This window comes from Candidimonas sp. SYP-B2681 (assembly GCF_003971065.1).
GTDB lineage: Bacteria > Pseudomonadota > Gammaproteobacteria > Burkholderiales > Burkholderiaceae_B > Pollutimonas.
Genome location: NZ_RYDV01000008.1, coordinates 44,622 through 67,307, shown reverse-complemented (window position 1 = coordinate 67,307; position 22,686 = coordinate 44,622). Strand labels below are relative to the sequence as shown.

The 22,686-nt window shown below is 54.7% G+C and carries 21 protein-coding genes and 1 pseudogene; 3 read left to right on the top strand and 19 right to left on the bottom strand.

Annotated elements, in window-relative coordinates; all coding sequences use genetic code 11:
• Window positions 1-20 precede the first annotated feature (20 nt).
• Window positions 21-1,100, bottom strand: a complete 1,080-nt coding sequence (locus EKL30_RS16130) for a glycosyltransferase (RefSeq protein WP_126708376.1) — start codon at window positions 1,098-1,100, stop codon at window positions 21-23.
• A gap of 587 nt (window positions 1,101-1,687) precedes the next feature.
• Entirely contained in the window at window positions 1,688-2,380 is a 693-nt protein-coding gene (gene coq7, locus EKL30_RS16125) for a 2-polyprenyl-3-methyl-6-methoxy-1,4-benzoquinone monooxygenase (protein ID WP_126708268.1), read from the bottom strand.
• 264 nt (window positions 2,381-2,644) lie between these two features.
• On the opposite strand from coq7, the gene EKL30_RS16120 reads away from it, so the two are divergent.
• Window positions 2,645-3,067, top strand: a complete 423-nt coding sequence (locus EKL30_RS16120; RefSeq protein ID WP_126708267.1) for an OsmC family protein — start codon at window positions 2,645-2,647, stop codon at window positions 3,065-3,067.
• 92 nt (window positions 3,068-3,159) lie between these two features.
• Here EKL30_RS16120 and arsH read toward each other — a convergent pair whose 3' ends face one another.
• The 6 genes from arsH to EKL30_RS16090 form a co-directional block, all read right to left on the bottom strand.
• On the bottom strand, window positions 3,160-3,897 hold the full coding sequence (gene arsH / locus EKL30_RS16115) for an arsenical resistance protein ArsH (protein ID WP_126708266.1): 738 nt from the start codon (window positions 3,895-3,897) through the stop codon (window positions 3,160-3,162).
• A 34-nt stretch (window positions 3,898-3,931) separates the two neighbouring features.
• Window positions 3,932-4,420, bottom strand: coding sequence for an arsenate reductase ArsC (locus EKL30_RS16110; RefSeq protein ID WP_126708265.1), 489 nt, complete (start codon window positions 4,418-4,420; stop codon window positions 3,932-3,934).
• A 72-nt stretch (window positions 4,421-4,492) separates the two neighbouring features.
• Complete coding sequence (locus EKL30_RS16105) at window positions 4,493-4,969, bottom strand: ArsI/CadI family heavy metal resistance metalloenzyme (protein ID WP_126708264.1); 477 nt, start codon at window positions 4,967-4,969, stop codon at window positions 4,493-4,495.
• Window positions 4,970-4,990: 21 nt separating this feature from the next.
• Window positions 4,991-5,317: a helix-turn-helix transcriptional regulator gene (locus tag EKL30_RS16100; protein ID WP_126708263.1), complete on the bottom strand. Its 327-nt coding sequence runs from the start codon at window positions 5,315-5,317 to the stop codon at window positions 4,991-4,993.
• Window positions 5,318-5,465: 148 nt separating this feature from the next.
• The gene (locus EKL30_RS16095) at window positions 5,466-6,299 is read right to left on the bottom strand and encodes a thymidylate synthase (RefSeq protein WP_126708262.1); all 834 of its coding nucleotides are present in this window, start codon (window positions 6,297-6,299) and stop codon (window positions 5,466-5,468) included.
• 303 nt (window positions 6,300-6,602) lie between these two features.
• A complete protein-coding gene (locus EKL30_RS16090) occupies window positions 6,603-7,793 on the bottom strand; it encodes an MFS transporter (RefSeq protein WP_126708261.1) in 1,191 nt (396 codons plus the stop codon).
• 102 nt (window positions 7,794-7,895) lie between these two features.
• Here EKL30_RS16090 and EKL30_RS16085 point away from each other — a divergent pair, with 102 nt between their 5' ends.
• Window positions 7,896-8,393: a dihydrofolate reductase gene (locus EKL30_RS16085; protein WP_126708260.1), complete on the top strand. Its 498-nt coding sequence runs from the start codon at window positions 7,896-7,898 to the stop codon at window positions 8,391-8,393.
• Window positions 8,394-8,453: 60 nt separating this feature from the next.
• Here EKL30_RS16085 and EKL30_RS16080 read toward each other — a convergent pair whose 3' ends face one another.
• The 8 genes and pseudogenes from EKL30_RS16080 to EKL30_RS16045 form a co-directional block, all read right to left on the bottom strand.
• Window positions 8,454-9,974 (bottom strand): M81 family metallopeptidase, encoded by a 1,521-nt coding sequence (locus EKL30_RS16080; RefSeq protein WP_126708259.1) that lies wholly within the window; start codon window positions 9,972-9,974, stop codon window positions 8,454-8,456.
• Between the two features lie 13 nt (window positions 9,975-9,987).
• Window positions 9,988-11,268, bottom strand: a complete 1,281-nt coding sequence (locus EKL30_RS16075; RefSeq protein ID WP_126708258.1) for a Zn-dependent hydrolase — start codon at window positions 11,266-11,268, stop codon at window positions 9,988-9,990.
• A gap of 28 nt (window positions 11,269-11,296) precedes the next feature.
• Window positions 11,297-12,001, bottom strand: coding sequence for an ABC transporter ATP-binding protein (locus EKL30_RS16070; RefSeq protein WP_126708257.1), 705 nt, complete (start codon window positions 11,999-12,001; stop codon window positions 11,297-11,299).
• Window positions 11,998-12,762 (bottom strand): ABC transporter ATP-binding protein, encoded by a 765-nt coding sequence (locus EKL30_RS16065; RefSeq protein WP_126708256.1) that lies wholly within the window; start codon window positions 12,760-12,762, stop codon window positions 11,998-12,000. The genes EKL30_RS16070 and EKL30_RS16065 overlap by 4 nt, the downstream gene beginning before the upstream one ends.
• Window positions 12,759-13,742: a branched-chain amino acid ABC transporter permease gene (locus tag EKL30_RS16060; protein ID WP_126708255.1), complete on the bottom strand. Its 984-nt coding sequence runs from the start codon at window positions 13,740-13,742 to the stop codon at window positions 12,759-12,761. Before EKL30_RS16060 ends, EKL30_RS16065 begins: the two co-directional genes overlap by 4 nt.
• Window positions 13,739-14,599 carry a branched-chain amino acid ABC transporter permease gene (locus EKL30_RS16055; protein WP_126708254.1) on the bottom strand — a complete coding sequence of 287 codons (861 nt, stop codon included), beginning with the start codon at window positions 14,597-14,599 and terminating at the stop codon, window positions 13,739-13,741. Before EKL30_RS16055 ends, EKL30_RS16060 begins: the two co-directional genes overlap by 4 nt.
• 78 nt (window positions 14,600-14,677) lie before the next feature.
• A pseudogene (locus EKL30_RS16050) lies at window positions 14,678-15,884 on the bottom strand (ABC transporter substrate-binding protein).
• 233 nt (window positions 15,885-16,117) lie between these two features.
• Complete coding sequence (locus tag EKL30_RS16045; protein WP_126708253.1) at window positions 16,118-17,539, bottom strand: PLP-dependent aminotransferase family protein; 1,422 nt, start codon at window positions 17,537-17,539, stop codon at window positions 16,118-16,120.
• A 187-nt stretch (window positions 17,540-17,726) separates the two neighbouring features.
• Between EKL30_RS16045 and EKL30_RS16040 the strand changes: the two genes are divergently transcribed.
• Complete coding sequence (locus EKL30_RS16040; RefSeq protein WP_126708375.1) at window positions 17,727-19,010, top strand: aspartate aminotransferase family protein; 1,284 nt, start codon at window positions 17,727-17,729, stop codon at window positions 19,008-19,010.
• Window positions 19,011-19,188: 178 nt separating this feature from the next.
• On the opposite strand, the gene EKL30_RS16035 is transcribed toward EKL30_RS16040, so the two are convergent.
• The 3 genes from EKL30_RS16035 to EKL30_RS16025 all read right to left on the bottom strand — a co-directional run bounded on the left by EKL30_RS16035 (window position 19,189) and on the right by EKL30_RS16025 (window position 22,464).
• A complete protein-coding gene (locus EKL30_RS16035) occupies window positions 19,189-19,902 on the bottom strand; it encodes an IclR family transcriptional regulator (RefSeq protein WP_126708252.1) in 714 nt (237 codons plus the stop codon).
• Window positions 19,903-20,010: 108 nt separating this feature from the next.
• Window positions 20,011-20,940, bottom strand: coding sequence for an NAD(P)-dependent oxidoreductase (locus tag EKL30_RS16030; RefSeq protein WP_370246279.1), 930 nt, complete (start codon window positions 20,938-20,940; stop codon window positions 20,011-20,013).
• 21 nt (window positions 20,941-20,961) lie between these two features.
• On the bottom strand, window positions 20,962-22,464 hold the full coding sequence (locus tag EKL30_RS16025; RefSeq protein WP_126708250.1) for an aldehyde dehydrogenase: 1,503 nt from the start codon (window positions 22,462-22,464) through the stop codon (window positions 20,962-20,964).
• Between the last annotated feature and the right edge of the window lie 222 nt (window positions 22,465-22,686).

Below are 22,686 nucleotides of genomic sequence, written 5' to 3'. Positions count from 1 at the left end.
GTCTCTGAATGAAGAGGCGCCTACTTACGACGGTGGCCGCGGCCTAGCGATGGCAACAACAGCCACGACGGGCGGCGCCACGACACCAGCCGCGAGTAAAGCCAGATATAGACCCAGACAAACACAACCAAACTGGCGCAAAGCGCCCAGGCGTTGTCCCAGAAAATAGTGGCCGGTACGAGTCCGATCAGGGCAAGCACCCATAAGTAAGGCGACGCCATGGCGTTACACAGCGCAGGCACCGCATGCCGGCTATCGCGACTGAATGTAACGCGCACCAGGCGGCGAAACACCAACTGATGCAGATGCAAGGCATCCGGCTGATCGACGGGCACGCCGCGCTTGAAGCGGCGACGCCAAATAGAAAACAAGGTTTCGAAGACGGGATAGAAAAGTACCGCGAGGGCATAAAACGGCGAGACGCTCGGGTTACGGACCACTAACTGCACCGCCAATTCCGCCAGCATGAAGCCAAGAAAATAGGCACCGCCGTCGCCCAGAAACACGCGCCCGAAGGGGAAGTTCCAGACCAGGAAGCCCAGCGTGGCCGACGCCAATGCGGTGGCAATCAGGAAGATAGGAATGTCTTGTACTTGAAGTGCGACCAGCCCAATCGAAAGCGCCATCAACGTGGCGATCATGCCGGCAAGGCCGTTCATACCGTCAACAATATTCAGCGCGTGGGTACAGCCCCCGACGGCGATCATGGTGAATAACAACGATATTGGCCAGTAGGACAAAATCCAGTCAGCCCAGCCCAGACCCACTCGGGACACGCCCCCTAACAACCACCAGGCAATAGCGGCCGATAAAAATGCCGCAAGCAAGCGCTTTCCCGAGCCGACATCTTTGGTGATGTCTTCCAGCAAACCCGCCACGAATACCGGCATCGCTGCAATGAACAGGACCGGCCACAGCCAGGTAAGGGTCATATTACTGGGGCCTAACACCAGCAACCCAGCCAGGGTTCCCGCCAGTACAGCCAGGCCACCGACGCGCGGCGTAGGCCGCGAATGTGAGGCCTGCGGCTTATTCATATCTGAATCACCCGTAAATGCGCCGTGCCATCGTTCAGAGGCGACGATCAAGCCTCCGACCATGAAGGCCACAATACAGATGTAAAACCAAGTAAAAGATCCCCAAAGGTGAGGCGAAGTCACACAATCCCCATAAGCAAATTCAGCAGCATCATTATCGGACCTTTATGTAACAGGCCGCGCCGATCTAAGGAAAGAAATGCAACAAGAAATGTTAGATGGACCTTGTCTTATTTCTGTAGCGGCAATGCTGTTGTAACCAAAATGGCCAAGACCACACATTACACAAACGCCGGAATAAAACCATAGGCCGAAGAGCAAGCGGCGGATAAAAAAAAGCCCAAGATCTTGCGATCTTGGGCTAAATCCACCAAAGGAGGAGGGTGGAGGAGACAACTGGGGCATGCCGGGCTACTAAAGCTATAACACTCGAGACCGCGTGACTGGGGTTTTCCCTTTGCAATCACGTTGCGACATCCGATAAGCAAATTGTATAGCGAACTTTGGTGCGATGCAAGGTAGATAGGCGGAAAAACTGTAAGCAAACAAGAATGTGGTTTTTTTAATACTTTTTCATTCATAGATCGGGCTTGAAGTAATCTGGTATTTACCCTTGCAAGTTTCTTTTGTTACAAATGAGTTGACCGGTATTAGATGCGATACGCCGTCACCGTCATTACTTTCGACATTGCTCGCATTCCCCATCGTGTCAACCGACTGAGCGTTTTAGCGCCGTTATTCTCCGCCGTGGTGCGATGATTGATTTCGTCGTCGCGCATTTGCATAACAATAGTACGGGAACGCTCGTCGCGTAAAGGCAGTTCATTAAGATGATTGTCCAGATGTTGCTCGACCTGGCGCTCGGTTTCGGCCATGAAGCCCAGGTTTCGTGCCACACCCGCTCGGCTGGCGATAACGCCCATTGAAAACGAACCGGCATACCACAGGGGGTTCAATAGACTGGGCCGGCTATGTAATTCGCCCAAGCGCTGACGGCACCACACCAAATGGTCGACTTCTTCGTTGGCGGCGTCTTTGAGCAGACGTTTGATTGGTGCATCGCGGCAAAACAATGCCTGGCCACGGTATAAAGCTTGCGCACAGATTTCGCCGACATGGTTAACCCGCATGAGCCCGGCGGCGTGCCGTTGCTCGGTAGGCGAAAGATCGGGTATGGCCTTGCCGCCCACAATCGTTGGCTTGCCGGCTGGGTTCGGCCTGCCGGCATGCACTGAACCATCGAGCACCTGAATTGCGCGCCCTGCTTCGGCCAGGAAGCCGTCTATGAGGCTCGGGCGACGTACAAATGAAGTCCCGGTGTGCACTGTATTCTGCTTCAACATGAAAGTCCTTATTCGGCTTGACGCCTGAAAAACCTGCTTTGCAAGAACCAACCCATGGCCGCTACGCCTGAAGCATCGTATATGAAACCACCACCGCGAAGCGCCTCTTGCAATGTTCATTATATTGGCAGGCGCCGCCTTGCGATGTTCCTTCGATACTCCACCTTTATACCGCTAATAGACAAACCATCGTCGTCCGCGTTGCCTTATTTGTCCACGCATAGGTATGATTAACGATTCACACGATAGCGGAAATAAAACAGCATGGAATGCACAGTTGATTGGGGTGGCCCGCAGGGTATGTTGTTTGTTGCGCGGACCGGCAGCGGCCATGTGGCCACGATGGACGGCGCACCCGACGGTGGCGGCAACAATTTGGCGCCCCGCCCCATGGAGATGGTGCTTGCCGGCACGGGCGGATGCGCGGCTTACGACGTGGTCTTGATACTGAAGCGGGGTCGACACGCCGTGACGGATTGTCAGGTTAAACTGACAGCAGAACGGGCCGAAACCGACCCTAAAGTGTTTACGAAAATTCATTTCGCCTTCGTGGTAACGGGCAAGAATCTCCCCGAGGCCGCTGTCGAACGCGCCGTCCAGCTGTCGCACGAAAAATACTGCTCGGCCTCGGCAATGCTGGCTGAAACCGCCGACATCACCCATTCCGTTACGGTCGTAAACGGCTGAAGACCTTCATTAATACACCTATGGCAGGGCCTTTTCGCACCAGGCAGTACGGTGCGGAACGTTCAACGAACGGCCGCAACCAATGAATACCCTCATATGGATCGTTGATTCACACGCGAGGATAGCTCTGCTGCGCTCTCCTTACGTTCGCTGTAGCGGTCAACAAGGTACGAGCTCGCATCCCGTGTTAGCAGTGTGAATTTAACGAGTTCCTCCATTACATCGACCACCCTGTCGTAATAACTGGATGGCTTCATGCGGCCGTCTTCGTCGAACTCCATGAAGGCCTTCGCCACTGACGACTGATTAGGGATGGTCACCATCCGCATCCAGCGCCCAAGCACTCGCATTTGATTTAATGCGTTAAAGGACTGCGACCCTCCCGACACCTGCATGACTGCCAACGTTTTACCCTGGGTCGGGCGGACCGAGCCTAAAGAAAGCGGAATCCAATCAATCTGCGATTTCATGATTCCGGTCATGGCGCCATGGCGTTCCGGAGAAGTCCAGACCATGCCTTCTGACCACAGCACTAACTCGCGCAATTCCTGCACCTTAGGGTGGCTATCCGGCGCATCGTCTGGCAATGGCAATCCGCTCGGGTCAAAAATCTTGACCTCCCCACCCATGGCCTCAAGAAGACGAGCCGCTTCAAAAGTCAGTAGCCGGCTGTATGAGCGCTTGCGCACCGAGCCGTAAAGCATCAAAAAGCGTGGCTTGTGACGCGACGGCTCTCGTGCAGTGAGACCAGCCATCGATGGCACTTCAAAAAGCTCTTCGTCGAGCGCGGGGAACAGCTTTGAATTCAGGAGATAAGTGATATCAGACATACGAATATTTAAGTAGCAGATTGAGCATTGGGAACTAGTTCTGAGAAATACGGGTGAGTAGGGCTTGCAACTCGGCACTATCGAGCTCAGTCAGCGGATAGGCGAGTAATTGCAGTACGCGGTAACCGATGGCCTGGCGTGTAAGGTCAAATGCAGTGGCCTTCTCCCCCTCAGCTACGTTAGACGGGTCGGGATATCCCCAATGAACCGTTATCGGATCGCCCGGCCAATATGGACACTGCTCAGCAGCCGCGTTGTCGCAAACCGTGATGACAACGTGCATTTCGGGCGCAGAATCTTCCAAGAATTCATCCCAGCTCTTGCTACGATAGCCCTCGGTACTTATCCCGGCGGCTTGCAACGCCGCTAACGCGTGAGGATTGATGCGCCCACTGGGTGTGCTACCGGCGCTGTAGGCGCGTATGTCTTTACCGAGTACCCCAGCCCAGTGGTTAAACATGCCTTCAGCAAGAACGCTACGTGCCGAATTGTGAGTGCAAAGAATGAGAATATTGAGAGTCATTGGCTAGTTCCTGCCGATATCCGTAATTTCGTGCTCAATGGTTGGAAGTTTTGGTAGCCAACATGGTCTCCTTTAGCAGCAGGCAGAGGTGGATTCTCTGGCGGTACCCTTCGGCTTGCCTGGAGTCGATGCAGCGCAACAGGCAGGGGCTGCTGGCTTACGCTGCTCGGCGCTCTGGCCGAATACGGGAATGTTTTCGAGCGTATGGAAGTGTTCCCAAGCAATACCTTGCGGGTCAGTGACCCAGTGCTTCTCACCGCGCGCATAGCAGCAACTGGTCTCGCCTTGGTCTAGAAGCACCATGTCGGCGTCTTTAGCGCGGGCCTTCAACTCGGCTAGCTCTTCTACGTCGTCGGTCTGGAAGCCGAGGTGGTCGACGCCTGTAGCGCTCCCCCGGGTAGATATAGCGAAGTTAATGCGAGGGTCCTCGAGCATCCACTTGGCATAGTCTGCCTCGACTCGAGTGGGGTGAGCGGCGAAGAGCTTCGAATAGAAGGCAATGCTCGCCTTCAAGTCGCCTACATGTGCATGGACGTGAAATCGTTTCATGGTGAGCTCCTGAAAATACAGTCAGTTCTTGCAGCTGTCGGCGGTCTCGTCCACCGCACAGGCAGCGCCTTGGCAACAGTTTTCGGTGAGATAAGTAAGCAGCGCATTCATGTTTCGGTATTCGGCTCGATAAATGAGGTTGCGGCTTGCACGCTCCTGCGTCACCAAACCGGCGGTAGCCAGTTCCTTGAGGTGGAAGGACAAGGTCGCAGGTGCTACCTCCAATCTTTCTTGAATAACGCCCGGCGTAAGCCCCTCCCCTCCCGCCACTACAAGCGCCCGAAAGACTTCGAGGCGTAGGGGGTGAGCCAAAGCGGCTAAAGCTTGGACAACGTCTTTTGATTCCATAATTCCAGAATAGTGGAATTATATTTGTCAGTCAAGAGGAATAGTTGACTGTGCAGCACAGCACGACAACACAATTTGGCCAACTTTGCTTTCACACTGCTACACGCGAGCAGCACGTTATACCGCAAGTTCCAGCCGTTTTTTTTATTCACACGGCTATAGGCGCAGGTATAGACGTGTGGGGGTCGTAGCCCACAATCTCGAAATCTTCGAATTTATACTCATAGATAGAGTCTGGTTTGCGCTTAATCAGCAGTTGCGGCAGCTCTCGAACCTCTCGTCCCAGCTGAGTTTGAATCTGATTTATGTGATTCGAGTACGCATGCAGGTCCCCTATACTCACAACAATTTCATGTGCAACAAGATTGCATTGTTGGGCAAGCATGTGTGTTAGCAACGCTAACGACGCTATGTTGTATGGCAGACCGAGGAAGCTGTCCGAGCTTCTAATATAGAGTTGCGAAGATAATTTATTATTGGCCACGTAAAATTGATAGAGCAAATGGCAAGGAGGCAGAGCCATCCGCCCTTGCTTGGCATTTTCCCTCGGGCTTACGGATTCATCAGGCAAATATTCCGGGTTCCAACCATGAAAGAGAATGCGTCTGCTATTTGGGTTAGTTCTCAGCGTATCGACCACGTAGTCAATCTGATTTATGGTGCCACCTTCCTTGGTCGGCCAAGCTGTCCATTGCTTTCCATATACGGGCCCCAATTCCCCTTCCTCTGTTGCCCACTCATTCCAAATGGTCACGCCATTTTCATTGAGCCAACGGACATTAGTGTTGCCACTAAGGAACCAAATCAGTTCATTTGCAATGCTTTTGAAGTGCAACTTTTTGGTCGTAAGTAGCGGAAAACCTTTAGAGAGGTCATGCCGCATCTGTCTGCCAAAAACAGAGGTTGTGCCGGTTCCAGTACGGTCACCCTTTTGCACACCGTTTTCCAGAATATCGGACAAAAGTTCAAGATATTGTTTCACGTGGTTTACTCGATTCTTTACATTGGGCGCGCAAGGCTATACCCGTTTAATCTTGCGAAGATTCATTTGCCGACTTTCAGCGTCGTTCCCGGCAAGCACTCGATGTAGCGCCAGAATCTCTTCGTATAGCACTGCGCTTGGTTTCGCCCAGGGCCGACTTCTTACAGTATTACGCGCCAGGCGCGTTATCTGGCAAATTGAAGCGACGGGCAGCCTTATTCTACCTCTGTGCGTACGCGACTCTGGCTCGGCCTGAATCGGCCAGACTTTTATAGACAGTTCATAGCCTCAGATTTCCCGCAACTAGGTCGACCGGGCCGGGCGCGTATGGGGCAGCCAGCGCCAAAAGATCGCCGCTGCGACAATACCGAACGTGCCGGTCATTGCGATCCCGATACCCAACGAAGTCAGCGCAGTCAGCCCCGATAACAAGAAGGGCCCGGCACACGTTCCCACGTCGGCAATCAGTCGCCATATGCCCAGAAATTGGGTGCGGCCTATGGGCGGGGCGGCGTCCGCCCCCAATGTCATCACAATGCCCGAGCCAATACCGTTGCCAAAGCCCATCAGTAGGCTGACCAATACAAAAGCGGTCAGTCCGCTCGTCAACGGAATAGCCAGCAGCGAGATTCCCAGCAGAATGCAACACGGCAAAGCGACCCAAAGCCTGCCATAGTGATCCATGATTTTCCCGGCGGGGTAAAAAACCAGCATGTCGACGGCCGACACCAAACCAAACACTACCGCGGTGACGGTCGGACTCAGGCCAATGCTATCCGCCCACAAGGGTATGGCGATCTGGCGCGACGCCCGCATCGCGCCGATAAGCAGGATGCCGAAGCCTAATGTCAGCAAGACATTGGAATGGCCGCGCGCAATCGCCAGCATTTTTGGAGGAAGCACAGGGCCGGATCCGGCTTTCGTTCCCGCCTGGAGCTCAGGCAGCGCGAAAGAAAGCGCACCTGCCGCGGTAAGGGCAACGATCGCGATCCAGTATGCGCCGGCCAAACCCATAAAGTGCATCAACGCCGCGGCGGCGAAAGGCCCAATAAACATCCCGATGCGTTGGGTTCCGCCCAGCGTCGAGAAAGCCCGAGCCCGCATGTGGACAGGTACGGCCTCCATCAGGTAGGTCTGTCGGGCGAGATAAAAGACCGATGTCGCCATACCCATCAGCAATACGCCCAGGGCCAGAACCATCGGGTGAGTCGCTGCGAGACAAAGAAACAGCGCCAGTACGCTAAGCGTCGAGGCGCCGATCAACGCCTTGCGCTCGCCGAACCTTGCCGTGATCAAGGCGGCCGGAATATTACTGATCAACGAGCCGAATCCGATAAGGGCCACAATAAGGCCGGATACGGCGATCGATGCCTGCAGGTCTATCGCACTAAGTGCGATAACGGGCAGTATCGCCCCATTACCAATGCCAAATAGCACCGAAGGCCCAAAGGCGGGAATGGCGATCTTTTTCCAACTGAAGGTCGTGTCGGTCATGGTTTTCTTAGATTACGGACAGTGCATTGTATGCGCCTCGGTATAATTTCCCGATTCCAAAGCTCACAATAAGGCACCCACCGTGGTGTACCCCTGAATACCATGCCCAAACCTTCCATACAGCTTGTCGTAGCGTACTCGGATAATCGCGTCATAGGCCGCGACAACGCCCTGCCGTGGCGCCTGCCATCTGATCTGGCTCATTTCAAGAGGACGACATTGGGTCAACCCATTGTGATGGGTCGCAATACCTGGGAATCGCTGGGGCGGGCCTTGCCCGGCCGGCCCAATCTGGTGGTCAGTCGCAACCCCCTGTACGAAGCTGAAGGCGCAACGGTTTACCCCAATCTTGAAGCCGCCCTGGCCGCCTGCCAAACGGCAGAACGGATCTGTGTCATTGGCGGCGAACAGATATTCGCCCATGCCCTTCCGATCGCCGATGAAATCGTCGCCACGGAAGTCCATGCCAACATTGACGGCGACACGTTCTTCCCCCCTGTCGATCCGACCTCGTGGCAGGAAACCGAAAGGCTTCCGCAGCCCGCCGAAAACGGGTATGACTTTGATTTCGTCGTGTATAAACGCAGCGCCGGATTCTGATCGGGACTTGAGCGAGCAGCGGTCCTCGTCAAACGGGACCGCTGCGCCGCCATGCAAAAATTACTGCACTTGCCAGTTAACGTCGAGGTCCAACGGATAGACCGGACGCATGACTTTTTTGAACGGAAAAAGATCATAATTTGAACTGGTGACACCTATGCTGTCGCATTCCACAAAGCCCTTGGCTATCGGAAAAAACACCGGCCGGCAATACATGCGCGACTTAAGTAATAAATATTGTTTGCTATGAGGGTTCAGGCCTAGAGAAGTGAATACACCAAGATCCCAGGGCTCATGCGTCCGTTCCGTAACGACTATTTCGACATCGCCGCATGCCAGCAATGCGGTCCTTCCCATACTGCATTTCATGCCGTAATAGGTAGGACCCGAAATAATATATTCTCCGTCGCTTAATTGCCGGACTTGGCCGGTAAGGGTCAGAGGCGTCTTATTTACCCCGAGGCTGGCAAGCTTGCGCTTATTGCCCAAGGCCAGGGTAATGGTGGAACCTTTGCCTGCCTTGAACATGGCTTCTACCGATTCGGGATCACATATCGGGCCCACACCGATATTACTAATGCCCTGCTTCATGGCTTCGGATAAGACATCCATGGTGTCGCATGTGCCGCCCGACATGCAATTATCGCTATGGTCCAACAATAGAATCGGCCCGTTCGGATTGCCGCAGCCATCGGACCCCAGTACGCGAGCGGCGGCCATATGACGAGCCAGAGCAATCGAATCGCTTAGCGCCTCGCTACGATAGACAAAGCCGTCGCGCACGTCCCAGATGGATCGGGCCAGTGAATTGGCCGCCTGTTGGGCGCTGGCCTTGTCCTTCCCTACGACGACAACGCTAAGGCAGGGCGCGGGAATATCGGCCAGAGCAAAGCCCGCCAGCACAGACGCTGCAAGTACCGTCCCTTCGTTTTCCATTAATTTTGCCTTGTCGACTGCCTGCTGCATGGCCGGAGAAGCCGTCGAGCTCTTTAATGTGTGGGACATCAGCGGCAAGCGTTGCCATGCAATGACCGCGTTATGCTGGCCCTTCAGCCGTTCAAACAGTATCCGGCCAGCAAGCTCGCCTGTTTCATACATGTCAATATGCGGGTAGGTTTTGAAGCTGACGATGATATCGGAGTTATCCACCATCTTTTGGGTCACATTGCCGTGTAGATCCAGTGCCACGGCAATCGGCGTATCAGGGCACAGGCGTCTGAGGTGTTCGAGCAGATCTCCCTCGCCGTCGTCGGAAGTCTCCGTCACCATGGCGCCATGCAGGTCAAGCATGAGCGCGTCGCACCCCGGCGCGGCCGAGATAATCTGCCTGCACATTTGGTCGTAAGCGGCGGTTTCTACCGGTCCGCTGGGATTGGCGGTCGCCGACAAGGGTGTGACGATTTCGGCCTGGGCTGCCTTTGCAAGATCAATGAATGCGCTCATGGCGGTACGGCCGCCCACGTTGGCATCATAGGCGGCAGACCCGTAATCAGGACCTGCTATGCCAAAGGCCGAAAGGGGCGTTGGTACAGGTGAAAACGTATTAGTTTCATGGTTGAGACGTGCGATGAGTATTTTCATTACTGGACTCTGCTCAACTTTGGGCGATTCCAGCCCGGGTCAACATGGCAAGCAAAAGCACATTACACCCTGCTTCAATATGCTCTGGAGCTGCATCCTCGATCTCATTGTGGCTGATGCCATCTTTGCATGGAATGAAGATCATGGCGGTCGGAGCCACTCGGGCCAGATATACCGCGTCGTGACCCGCCCCGCTCACGATATCCATACCAGAAAGCCCAAGCTGATCAGCCGCATCCCGCACAGCAGCGACTTGTTCGTTGTGAAAAGGCTGCGGTGGAAAGTACACGACTTGCTCAAGCGCAACGCTTACCTGGCCAGCGTCATTCAACGCGCCGCAGGCGGCTTTCAACTCGTCATCCATAAGGCTAAGCACATCGTCGTTGGCTGCCCGCAAGTCGACGCTTAATTTGACCGTACCGGGGATGACATTGCGAGAATTCGGGAACGCATCGATCCAGCCCACCGTTCCACGCGCATGAGGTGCATGACCAAGCGCAATCCGATTCACCGTTTCAATCAGCCTTGACGCAGCCAGCAAGGCATCTTTGCGTAATTCCATCGGGGTCGGCCCAGCATGGGCTTCCATGCCCGTCACGATCACGTCATACCATCGCTGGCCCAAAGCAGCAGTGACAACGCCTATCGTGGTGTCAGTGGCTTCGAGGATGGGACCTTGTTCTATATGGGCTTCGAAATAGGTATTGATTGGAAACTGCGCACATGGCGCCGATCCGGCATACCCGATTCGCTGCAACTCGCTTCCGACCGAATATCCTTCACGGTCCGTCTGGGCCAATACATGCTCAAGGGAAAATGCACCTGCGAACACGCCGGAACCCATCATGACCGGGACAAAACGAGACCCCTCTTCGTTCGTCCAGACCACGACCTCAATCGGAGCTATGGTCTGGATATTGTGATCGTTAAGAGTACGGATCACTTCCAGGCCAGCTAAAACGCCATAATTGCCGTCGAATTTTCCGCCGGTCGGTTGCGTATCGATATGACTGCCGGTCATCACGGGTGGCAGATTATTATCGTGTCCTGCACGCCGCATAAATATATTGCCGACCGTATCAATTCGCACCGTGCAATTAGCGTCTTCAGCCCACTGCACGACAAGATCACGGCCCTGCTTATCGAGGTCGGAAAGCGCCAGCCGGCAGACCCCACCTTTTGGCGTTGCCCCAATACCGGCCAGCGACATCAGTGCGTCCCACAAGCGCCGCCCATTTATACGAGCGGAACAAGCAGTGGTTGGGCGAGAGAGAACTGCTGAAGAAGTATTCATAGCTAAGCTCACAAGTTGTGAAGAACGTTCAGGTCGCGGCGCCAACACCAAGATACTGATCCTTGGCATACGTATCAATGGAGAATGCCGCGTTATCATTTTGGTAAACCACACGCCCGCTTTCCAATATGTAATGGCGATCTGCCAATTGCATGCAGACCTCGAGATTCTGTTCGACCAGCAAAATGGCAATGCCGAATTGCCGAATCAATTTCAATTGCGCGACGATTTCTTCGACAATGACAGGAGCCAAACCTTCTACCGGTTCATCAAGTATCAGAAGCTTTGGAGAGTTAAGTAAAGCGCGGCCAATGGCCAGCATCTGCTGCTCGCCTCCGGACAATTGCCCGCCCCCATTGCGGCGGCGCTCGTAAAGTCGCGGAAAAATCGCATAAATATCCTCCAAGGACCAGCGCGATTGCTTCTTCTGACCCAGCTTGAGGTTCTCTTCGACGGTAAGCAGCCGAAAAATACCGCGCTGCTCCGGAACGAGGCAAATACCTTTGTCGGCAATACAGTAAGTAGGCTCGGCAGTGATATCTTCCCCTTCGAAGACGATATGGCCTTGCCTCGCTGGCGCAAGGCCAAGAATGCTCTTGAGCGTAGTGGATTTGCCAGCGCCATTACGCCCTAGCAAGCAAACGAGCTCACCGCGCTCGACATGTAGGGAAACGTCTTGAATGACATGGCTTAACCCATAATAAACGTGGATATTCCTGACTTCGAGCATCAAGCACCGCCTGTGATCATATTGCCGAGGTAAGCCTGCTTGACGCGTGCGTCGGCTTTCACCGCCGCAGGCGGCCCTTCGACCAGCACAGTGCCCAATTGCATCACCGTGATAGTGTCGGAGATATCCATGACAATCCCCATATTGTGTTCGATAAGTACCACCGTGAGATCTTGGCGCAAACCGTGAATGATGGCCTTCATCGCATCGATATCATCGATACCCATGCCTGATGTCGGTTCGTCGAGAAAAATGATTTTCGGCTTCGCAGCCAACGCCATGCCGACTTCGAGCCGGCGTTGCTGTCCATGAGACAGCTCGCTGCTTAACTTGTCGATGCAGTGCGTCAGACCCAATCTGGCAAGAATCGATTCGATGATCTCCAGCTGTGATGCCTGCGGTCGAGGCAAGGCCCAAAAACGCAGAGCATGCCGCGGCTGTATACCCTGAGCAGCCAGTCGCAAGTTTTCCCCCACCGTAAGGCTGGGAAACAGGGAAGTCACTTGAAAAGACCGCGCCATGCCCAACTGCACCCGTTTGTGGTCGGGCATGTGGCAGACGTCCAGCCCGTTAAAGACAATGGACCCGGCAGTGATCGGCACCGTACCGGTCAGCGTATGAAAAAGAGTGGTTTTCCCGGCACCATTGGGCCCGATCACCGAGTGCACTGTTTTAGCTTGTACGCATAGGTCTACGCCAGACAAGGCCTGAAATTTCCCATAGCGCTTCACAATATTTTTCGCGTTCAGGATAGGAGTCGTCATGGGCGCTCCTCTTGCGGAGCAACGGGAGACTCCTTGCGGATCAACCTACCGGCCAACAATTTGCACGCCCCCCATATACCGCCCTGCATATACAGGCTGACACCCATCAGCAAGAATCCAAAAAGCAGCAGCCAGCGAGGCCAGAGATCCGACAACCAATCAGAAACAATGACGTAGAACGCAGCACCGAGCAGCGATGCAAACAGGTTACCCGTGCCCCCGATAACAGTAATCATCAGGATGATTTCACTCATGTGGTAATTGATGCTGGTCAATGGCGCTATGCCTGTCATCATGGCGTAAAGCGCACCAGCCAGCGCCGTTACCGCGCCCGAGATCATGAAGGCAAGCAGCTTGAAATGCACAATGTCGTAACCCAGCGCTGTGGCCCTAGACGGGTTGTCGCGTATTGCCAATAAGGTCCGACCAAAAACGGAATCGACCACGCGCTGCATCGCCCAGAAGACCAGCAGGAAAATAAGGGCAACGAAAAGGTAGTACTGCCAGGGCGTATCGTTAGGAAAAATCACGTACCCGAGTATCGACAACGGCATGGTGGGGATATCAAGCAAACCATTATCGCCGCCGGTCCATTCCGGCGTTGTATAGGCAAGGAAGTAAAACATCTGGGCCAGCGCCAGCGTCAGCATCACGAAGTAAACCCCTTTTTGCCGAATTGCCAGCCAGCCCACCATACCCGCTACTGCTGCCCCGACAATAAGGCTGATCAGGAGAACTAGCGGCATGGGCAAATCACTGCGCGTAAGCAAGATGCCCAACATATAGCTGCCACTACCAAAAAATATACCCTGGCCAAAGGAGAGCAGGCCCGTATAGCCCAGCAGCAAATTGCAGCCAAGCGCGGCCAGACCGAAGATAAGCACTTCGGAGGCCAAAGAACCAGAATCGACAAAGACGGGTATAACCAGAATAAGGAGTAAAGAAAGAAGCAGGTATCGATGTGTATGAATTCGCTTCATTGCGCTCTCCCCATCAAGCCATTGGGCCTTATAAGAAGAACCAGAGCCATTGATACGTAGATCATCAGACTTGCACCCTGTGGCCACATGGTGCTCATGACGCTTTGCACGACTCCCACCAAAAGTCCCCCAAGCAAGGCGCCGGAAAAGCTGCCCATCCCACCGATGACTACGACGACAAACGCGATAGCAAGAGCTTCAATACCCATGAAAGGTTCAACCCCGCGCAGCGGAGCTGCCAATACCCCGGCCAGGCCCGCCGTTGCCGCCCCCAGAGCAAAAGTAAGACCAAAAATCTTATACACATTGATGCTAAGCAGAGTGACCATCTCCGGCGATTCGCTACCGGCACGCACAATGCTGCCCAAACGGGTTTTTTCCAACAAGAGCCAGATAAGCAGTGCGATGAATGACGTCAGGCTTATAAGAAACAAACGATACTTCGGGTAGATGAAATCGCCCCAAATAACGACGCCGTTCAGTACGTTGGGAGGCGCTACGTTTACGCCCACAGGACCCCACACCAGAATCACCAGCTCTTGAATAACCATAGCCAGGCCTAGCGTGAACAAAATGTGATATTCGTGCGGTAAGTTGTAGACCTTACGCAGAACCGTCCGTTCAATTAACCACGCTGTGAATCCGACCAACACCGGCCCAATTGCCAAGACCACCCAAAAATTCAGTCCCCACTGTATTGCCTGATAGCAGGTATAGGCACCAAACAGATAGAAGGCACCGTGCGCAAAGTTAACGAAGCGGAGCAAGCCGAACACAATGGAAAGACCTACGGCAAGCAGGAAATAAAGCATTCCTATGCCTATGCCGTTGATCACCTGCAAAACATAAAGATTCATAGTTGAAGCCGGTCATGATCGTCAAGGTGATAGGGGCAACGCAGATCCGCCGCAAGGCCGACCTGCAAAAACAGGTGCTTATGTGTTCATCTTGCACCCAGCATCTGCCGCGGAAAGATAAGATTGACCCCCCGTGCACGATGTCGCAGTAGTCGTCCTTGTCTTTCATGCTGGCTTTGGCTTTCCCTTTCAGCAGGTAATAATTCTTGATGACTTGATGGTCGTCTTTACGCACCAGCTCTGAACCAGTAAGCCCATCGAACTGAGTCCCTTCCATCGCGGCAATGACTTTTGCAGTATCGGTGGTATTCGCCTTCGCGATACCGTCGAGCATCATCTTGGTGATGATGTAAGCGCCTGCCAGGCTGTAATTGGGATTCGAATTGAACTTCGCGCGAGTCTGTTCGACCAGAATACGGTTCAACGGAGAATCAATGCTGTGCCAGTACTGGACTCCAAAGTAAATGCCTTCACATAAGTCGGCGCCAAGTGACTCGAACTGCTCTAGGCCAGATGCCCACGCCAATAAAATTATGGTGTTGGTTTTCATGCCGAAGCTGACTGCCTGGCGTAAGGTTTCAGAGCTTTGCGAGCCGAAGTTCAGCAATACCAGCACGTCAGGCTTGGCTGCCATGGCGTTAGTCAGGTAACCGCTGAATTCGCGTTCGTCAAGGGAATGGTAGCTATTGCCGACATGCTCAAGATTGTTTTCCTTCAATATATTTTTGGTCGCGTCGAGCAGGCCCTCGCCGAAGACATACTGCGGTGTAATCGTGTACCAACGTTTGGCCTTAGGATGTGCCTTGATGATCGGCCCAACAGTCTCCCGAACGGCACCGTAGGTCGGCGTAGTCCACCGAAACGTGCCGCGGTTGCAATCCTTGCCAGTAATCTCGTCGGCGCCCGCCGTCGTCACAAATACGCCGCCGAGCTTATCTATAGTCTTGCCCATGGCTAGGGCTTCCGACGAAAGAATGCCGCCAGCAAAGAACCTGGCTTTTTCCTGCTGGAATAAATCCTGCACCTGACGTATGGCAGTGGCGGGCTTGCCCTGAGAATCGAGCACCTTGTACGCAAGAGGTCGTCCAATAGCCGTTTTGGTCTGTTCAATAATCAGCTGCATTCCCATGGCTGCATACTTGCCATTGGCAGCAAACGGCCCGGACATAGGATTCGGACAACCAAACAGAATGGGACTGCTATCGGCGGCGAAGGCCGGCCGGGTAAAGAGCGGAGTAGCTATCGAGGCCAAAACGCCCATTTTCAATGCGTCGCGTCTGTTCATTTGTGAGGCTCCATTCAAGCTTTTTGAGTGTGTCCGGTTGTCCGGCCATATGCTCTTTTCTCAGTGTAAGAAAAGGAGGTCACGCAATTCTGAACGATGCGACAACGCACGCAAATATACAGTTATGCGAAATATTACAACTGTACAGAGCCGTATCGGACTAACTGTGATGGAATATTACTGTTCCATTTCAATGACTTAGGGAAAATACCTAGAGGGTTTACCCAAATAGCTCACTCACTGCCCATTTTTCGCATGAACCTCCACAGGCCGGGATGCAAGGAGTACGCCACGTTGAACCTGAGCCACCCTTGTTCTGTCTGCTCCGGATAAAAGTACGATCCGGGAGCCAGCCAGATACCGTGTTGCAACGCGTTTTCGGCCAGCCGCACAGTGCCTATTTCGCTCCAAACATGCCTTGGGCGAGCCCATAAAAACAATCCAGCGCGCGGCCGGCAAAGCACTTCGAAACCGTGGTGGTCCAACAGGTCGGTGACCTCGTCGTGGGCTTGGCGTAGACGGTCTTGTACTCGTTGCAGATGTGTACGGTGTCGTCCCAGACGCAGAATCTGATAGACCGTTCGCTCCATGATTTCAGGAGTAGTAAGCCCTATGGTCATTTTGGTGTGGGCAAACGCCTTGAGCATTTCTGGTGACGACACGATGTAGCCGACCCGCATAGAGGGCGCGATGCTCTTAGAGAACCCGGACACGTAAACCACCCGATCGGTACCTGCCAGCGCAACCAACATGGGGCCTATACCGGGCAGCAGATCGCGCGACACATCGTCCTCGATCACCCAGAAATCGTGCTCTTCAGCAAGCTGCAGAACGCGAAATGCGTTTGCCATGCTAAGGCTTGTGCCGGTAGGGTTGTGCAACACGGTATTCAGAAATAGGGCTTTCACCGAATGGGTTTGGGCGACGCGTTGCAATGTAGGCAGGCATAAGCCTTCTTCATTGCGCGGTACGCCCACCACCGTAAGACCGGCCAAGCGCAAGGTTTGCAAAAGATTGGCATAGCAAGGCAGTTCAACGACGACCACATCGCCGGGGCGGAGCAAAGTGCGCACCACGATGTCCAGGCCTTGTGTGGCTCCCTGCGTCAGCAGCACTTGATCGACGTCGAGGGCCAAGCCGTGGCGTTCAAGATCGTGAACCAGATGCTCACGTAAAGGAAAATAGCCATAGGGGTGCCCATAGCCTGCTACCTGGCTGGCGGCGGCTTTTGCCGCGTGCCGCAGAGCCTGTTCCAAACCTGTTTCATGAAGCCATTCGGATGGTAACCAGCCGCAGCCGGACTTGATAGGAATCGAATGGTCCGCGAACACGTCGGATAGCAGCCAGGCCGCGCCCAATTGGGGCGGCTTCCAGCTTGGCGGCGTCGACGCCATTGGCTCGGGCCTGATCGGCACCGCCACTCGATAGCCGGATCCCGGGCGCGCGGTGAGCCAGCCCTGAGCGACCAGCCTGTTATAAGCGGCCGATACCGTGAACGTGCTCAAGCCGTGTGTTTTCGCGAACTGCCGGACCGAGGGCACAGCCATTCCCGGCCGCAAGGCTTGTTGCCTGATCGCATGTTCGACTGCGGCGACGGTCTGCTCTACCAACGGACTCGCATTGGTTCGGTCTCGTACAGGTTCGAAAAATTTCACCCTCGGGCCTCCTTTTCTTTACAGTTAGGTTTATACCTCCAATACGGTTATAAATTTTTTGATTAACTGTATATTTGATAAGCCGCCTGGCACGACGAGAATAGCTGATCGGCTTTATTTCCGTTATTTGCTCATCGAGGTAATCATGTCCAGTCAAGCCAGCATTCCCGACCTGTCCAATCTGTGGATGCCTTTCACGGCGAATCGCCAATTCAAAGAACAGCCGCGCCTTCTTGCCAAGGCCAAAGGCATGTACTACACCACGGTTGCCGGAGAACAAGTGCTGGATGGCACCGCCGGACTGTGGTGCGTGAATGCCGGGCACGGGCGCAAGGAAATCATCGAGGCCATTTCCCGCCAGGCCGCAGAGCTCGACTACGCGCCTAGCTTCCAATTGGGTCACAGCGACTCCTTTCGTGCTGCGACTGCTGTCGCCAAAATGATGCCGGCGGGAATGGACCGCATTTTTTTCACGAATTCAGGATCCGAATCGGTCGACACGGCGCTGAAAATCGCCATCGCCTACCATCGGGCACGCGGCGAAGGCCAGCGCACCCGACTTATTGGGCGGGAACGCGGCTACCATGGCGTAGGCTTCGGCGGGATCTCGGTGGGTGGCATATCGCCCAACCGCAAAACGTTCTCTGGTGCGCTCCTGCCCAACGTCGACCACCTGCCGCACACCCATGATTTATCGAAAAATGCCAATACGCGCGGTCAACCCGCCTGGGGAGAGCACTTTGCCGACGAACTCGAACGCATCATCGCCCTGCATGACGCGTCCACCATTGCGGCCGTTATCGTAGAACCGCTGGCCGGTTCCACGGGCGTGCTGGTTCCTCCCAAAGGCTATCTACAAAAGTTGCGCGCCATTACTGAAAAGCACGGCATTCTACTGATATTCGACGAGGTCATTACTGGCTTTGGCCGTCTGGGTGCTGCGACCGCCAGCGAATATTTTGGAGTAACGCCTGACCTGATGGCCCTGGCCAAAGGGATCAGCAACGCCGCCGTTCCGGCTGGCGCGGTCGCCGTCAAACGCCAGGTTCACGACGCCATCCTGGAAGCGGCGTCAAGCGGCATCGAGTTTTTCCACGGCTACACGTATTCAGCCCACCCGTTGGCCACCGCGGCTATTATGGCCACGCTCGAGATCTATGAACGCGAGCAATTGTTCCAGCGCGCCAGGACGCTTTCGCCAAGCTTCGAAGAGGCAGCTCACCAGCTAGAAAGCGGCCGCCACGTCATAGACGTGCGTAATCTTGGCCTGGTTGCCGGCATAGAGCTCGCACCGCGGCCCAACGCGCCCGGTGCGCGAGCTGCTGAAGTCTTCAAAAAATGCTTTGACCAGGGTCTGATGGTGCGTTACACCGGAGACATTCTGGCAGTCTCGCCACCCTTGATCATAGAAGAGACCCAAATTCACGAAATCTTCCAGAAGATCGGCGATATCCTGAAAACCGTGGACTAATTCCGTTTTAAGACCAACCGTCAACGCGAAGACGAAGCGCAGACATTGCCGGCGTAAGGGACGCGAAGTCGACAAAGTCCACGTTTGATCCAGAAATGGAATAAATCAAAAACGCCTGCTTTCCGTTAGGGAGGCAGGCGTTGCAGTTCGCACGGGTCGAATACGCAGTCAATAAGGATTACCGGCTACCTTGCGGCCACCGTCCGCCCAGGGATTCGCTGGCTTGCGCTGCCGCAGACTGCACCATCTTTGACATCTTTTCCACTGCTTCGGGCGTAAAACGTTCTTTGGGCCCTGACAGCGAGATGGCGCCGCAGAATTCATTGTCGAGCCCGAATACGGGGCTCGCAACGGCCGCGCAATTTTTATCGCGTTCGCCCATGGAAAGAGCAATGACATGTTTTGTCGACGGAGCCAGGCCCGTGCCGTGATAGGCCTTGATAAGCTTGCCAGCCGCGCCGCGGTCCAGCGGTAACATCTCGCCGACGCGGATGCGGTCCAGCGTCGAATGGTGTGAGTCCACCCGAAGCAGGCAGACCCGGGACTGCGCATCGTGGTACACGTGAAACGATGCGCTTTCCGTGCCGCGGTTAACAAGGTCTTGCAAAATAGGGAGCAGCACTTCAGTCAGCCGATAGGCGGCCTCGTATGAGCGACCCAATTCGTGCGCGTAACGCCCCAAGGCGTAACGCCCATCGCTGCGACGGACAACCAAAGAGGCCTTTTCCAGTGAAGCTATCAGGCGCAGCAGAGTACTTTTATAGTATCCAGTGGCGCGCGACAAATCGGCCAGCGTAATAGGATCACTGCGGTGCGCGATGACATCGACGATGGCCAAAGCACGGTCTACAGCGGCGACCCCGTCGTCGCCTTGAGCGGGAGTAAGACTCATATAGCGGACTATCACTGAAATGATGAATTGCAATGGCCGATTATGCCATGTTGCGCCAGCGCTGAAAGCGAGGGCACGCCGATTGAACGGCGGGCCGCTATAACAGGCTTACTTTCCTTCAAAGACCAAGCTGATGGCGGGCGCATATTTATCGCCATGGCCTGCCGCGATAGCCTTGTCGAAACAGGCGATCAGGTTCTTCGCACCCGTCGCATCGACGCCCACTTGATCGGCCAGGCCTACAGCGTATTGCAGATCTTTCTTCGCATACACCACCGGAAACGCCTTTTCAGGGAAGACCTGCGGAGCAATGGCTTTCATGCCGTGGTTGCGCAGCGCAAAACTGTCTGCCGACCCGACGGACAGGGCGGAAAATAACTTGTCGGGATCCACGCCGGCACGTATGCCGATGGCGCGTGCCTCGGCCAACGCCAGGACAGTTTCGTAAAGAACCATATTATTCAGTATCTTTACCACCTGCCCTGCACCTACACCCCCGGCATGCACGACGTCTGATGCAAAGGTGCTCAACAGCGGCTCGATTCGGCCGAATATGGCGTCGTCAGCCCCGACCGGAACAGCCAAGGTACCGGCTTCTGCGGCAGCGCGCGTGCGCATTACGGGTGAATCGGCAAACTCGACTCCGATTTTCGATAGCTCAGCAGATAGCTCGCGGCTAAGATCGACCGGCGACGTGCTCAGGTCGACAATCAGCTGCCCTGAACGGCACAGCTCGAGCAACCCTTTATTCTCGGCGCCATCGCCCCTGATGACATTTCGCACGATTTCGCCCGACGGCAACGACATGAAAATGATGTCCGCCTGCTCAGCGATAGTTTCCAGCGATACGGCCGTTACGTTGTGTTCAGCCAACCGCTGCAAGGGCGCATTGTCGCGGTCATGGGCAATGACCCGTGCACCGCTTTTGGTAGCCAGATGGCGGCATATGGGTTCGCCCATTACACCGACGCCAATAAACCCAATAGTATTGAAAGTAGACATCTGAATTCTGTCCTTAGATAGTCGATTATTGTTTATGTGTTTTTTACTGCCAAGCGCTTAGGCCGAGCCGAAGGGCGTCTCTGCATGCGGGAAATTATCGGGGTCCATGCTCCAGTAAATGCCTTTGCTCTGTTGATAAAGGCGTAAACCTGTAACGCCCTTCTCGCGGCCGATGCCGCTATCCTTGAAGCCACCGAAGGGCGTGGAAATCGACAGCTGCTTATAGGTATTGATCCATACCAGGCCAGTTTCCAGCGCCCGGGCGACTCGCCAGGCGCGCTGGTAATTGGCAGTCCAGATACCGGAAGCCAATCCGAAAACGCTGTCGTTCGCCTGCGCAATAAGATCAGCCTCATCATCGAAGGGCAGTACGCACAGCACCGGACCAAAGATCTCTTCGCGCACGGCAGTCGCCTGATTGCTGAGGCCACCCAGGATGGTTGGCAAAAAGTAGGCGCCACACTCGAACTCGGCACCCTCGGGGCGCTTGCCGCCCAGTAATACCTTGCCGCCTTCGGCGATTGCCGATTCAATGAACTGCTCGATACGGGCACGATGGGCAAAGCTTGATACGGGGCCCATTTCCGAGCCGGCCACATCCGGCTGCCCGAGCTTGATGGCTTTGCTGCGGGCAATCAGAAGATCAAGCAGTTTGTCGTGCACCGAACGCTGTACGAAAAGGCGCGATCCTGCCACGCAGGACTGGCCGCTGCCCTCGAAAATGCCGTCGATGATACTTTTCACAGCGGCCTCGAGATTCGCATCTTCGAAAACGATGTGAGGAGATTTTCCGCCCAATTCAAGCGCTACCGGGATCATCCGTTCGGCGGCTTTCATGCCGATTGCCCGACCGCTGGCAGTACCGCCGGTAAATGAGACCATGCGCACGCCCGGATGCTCAACCAACGCTTTACCGGTAATGGCTCCATTTCCGGTCAACACGTTCAAAATGCCCGGTGGCAAGCCGGCTTGCAGCCCAATTTCGCCCAACAACAACGCGGCTGATGGCGTAACCTCGGATGGCTTCAAGATAACGGCATTGCCGGCTGCCAGCGCGGGAGCGATTTTTTGCGCCTCCATTGTCAGCGGCGAGTTCCACGGCGTAATCGCTGCGACGACGCCATACGGCTCGTAAGACGTCATAGACAAGTAATTGCCACGCGAAGGTGTGATTTCGGCGCCCAAGGTTTCGCATACTGCTGCGTAATACCTGAAAGTCGCTGCAGCGCTACCGGCTTGCGCCTTGCATTCAGACCAGACTTTGCCGTTTTCCATCATTTGCAGCCGAGCAAGCTCGTCGCCGCGCTCAACGATGAGCGCCGCCATGTGCATCAGTATCTGCGCCCGTACATGAGGCAGCATGCCCTTCCACGACGGCAACGCGGCAGCCGTCTTGGCCGATGCCACTGCCGCATCGACATGATGCGCGTTCGCCATGGAAACCGGACAGTTCAGCTCACCCGTTGCAGGATTGACTGAATCGAATGTATCGGTTGCGTTAGATACCCATTCACCGTTGATGAGAAAAGGTTTTGGACTAGAGGTCGACTGCAGCGACATGTTGAATTACTCCGGTAAAAATCGAGGATCGTGTTCGGTTGGCAGATATTCAGTGAGTTGTCTGTGCCGGGCGATTGTTCTGTCTGATGCACCGGTCGTTCTGTTTTATTATCGACACAGCCGGGATCATTGTCAAGAGAAACCATCCATTATGAATTCTCCCAGTGCCAAGCGGAGGCGAGAAATCCAATATCTACGGCCATCTTCCGCGTTGACAGGTTC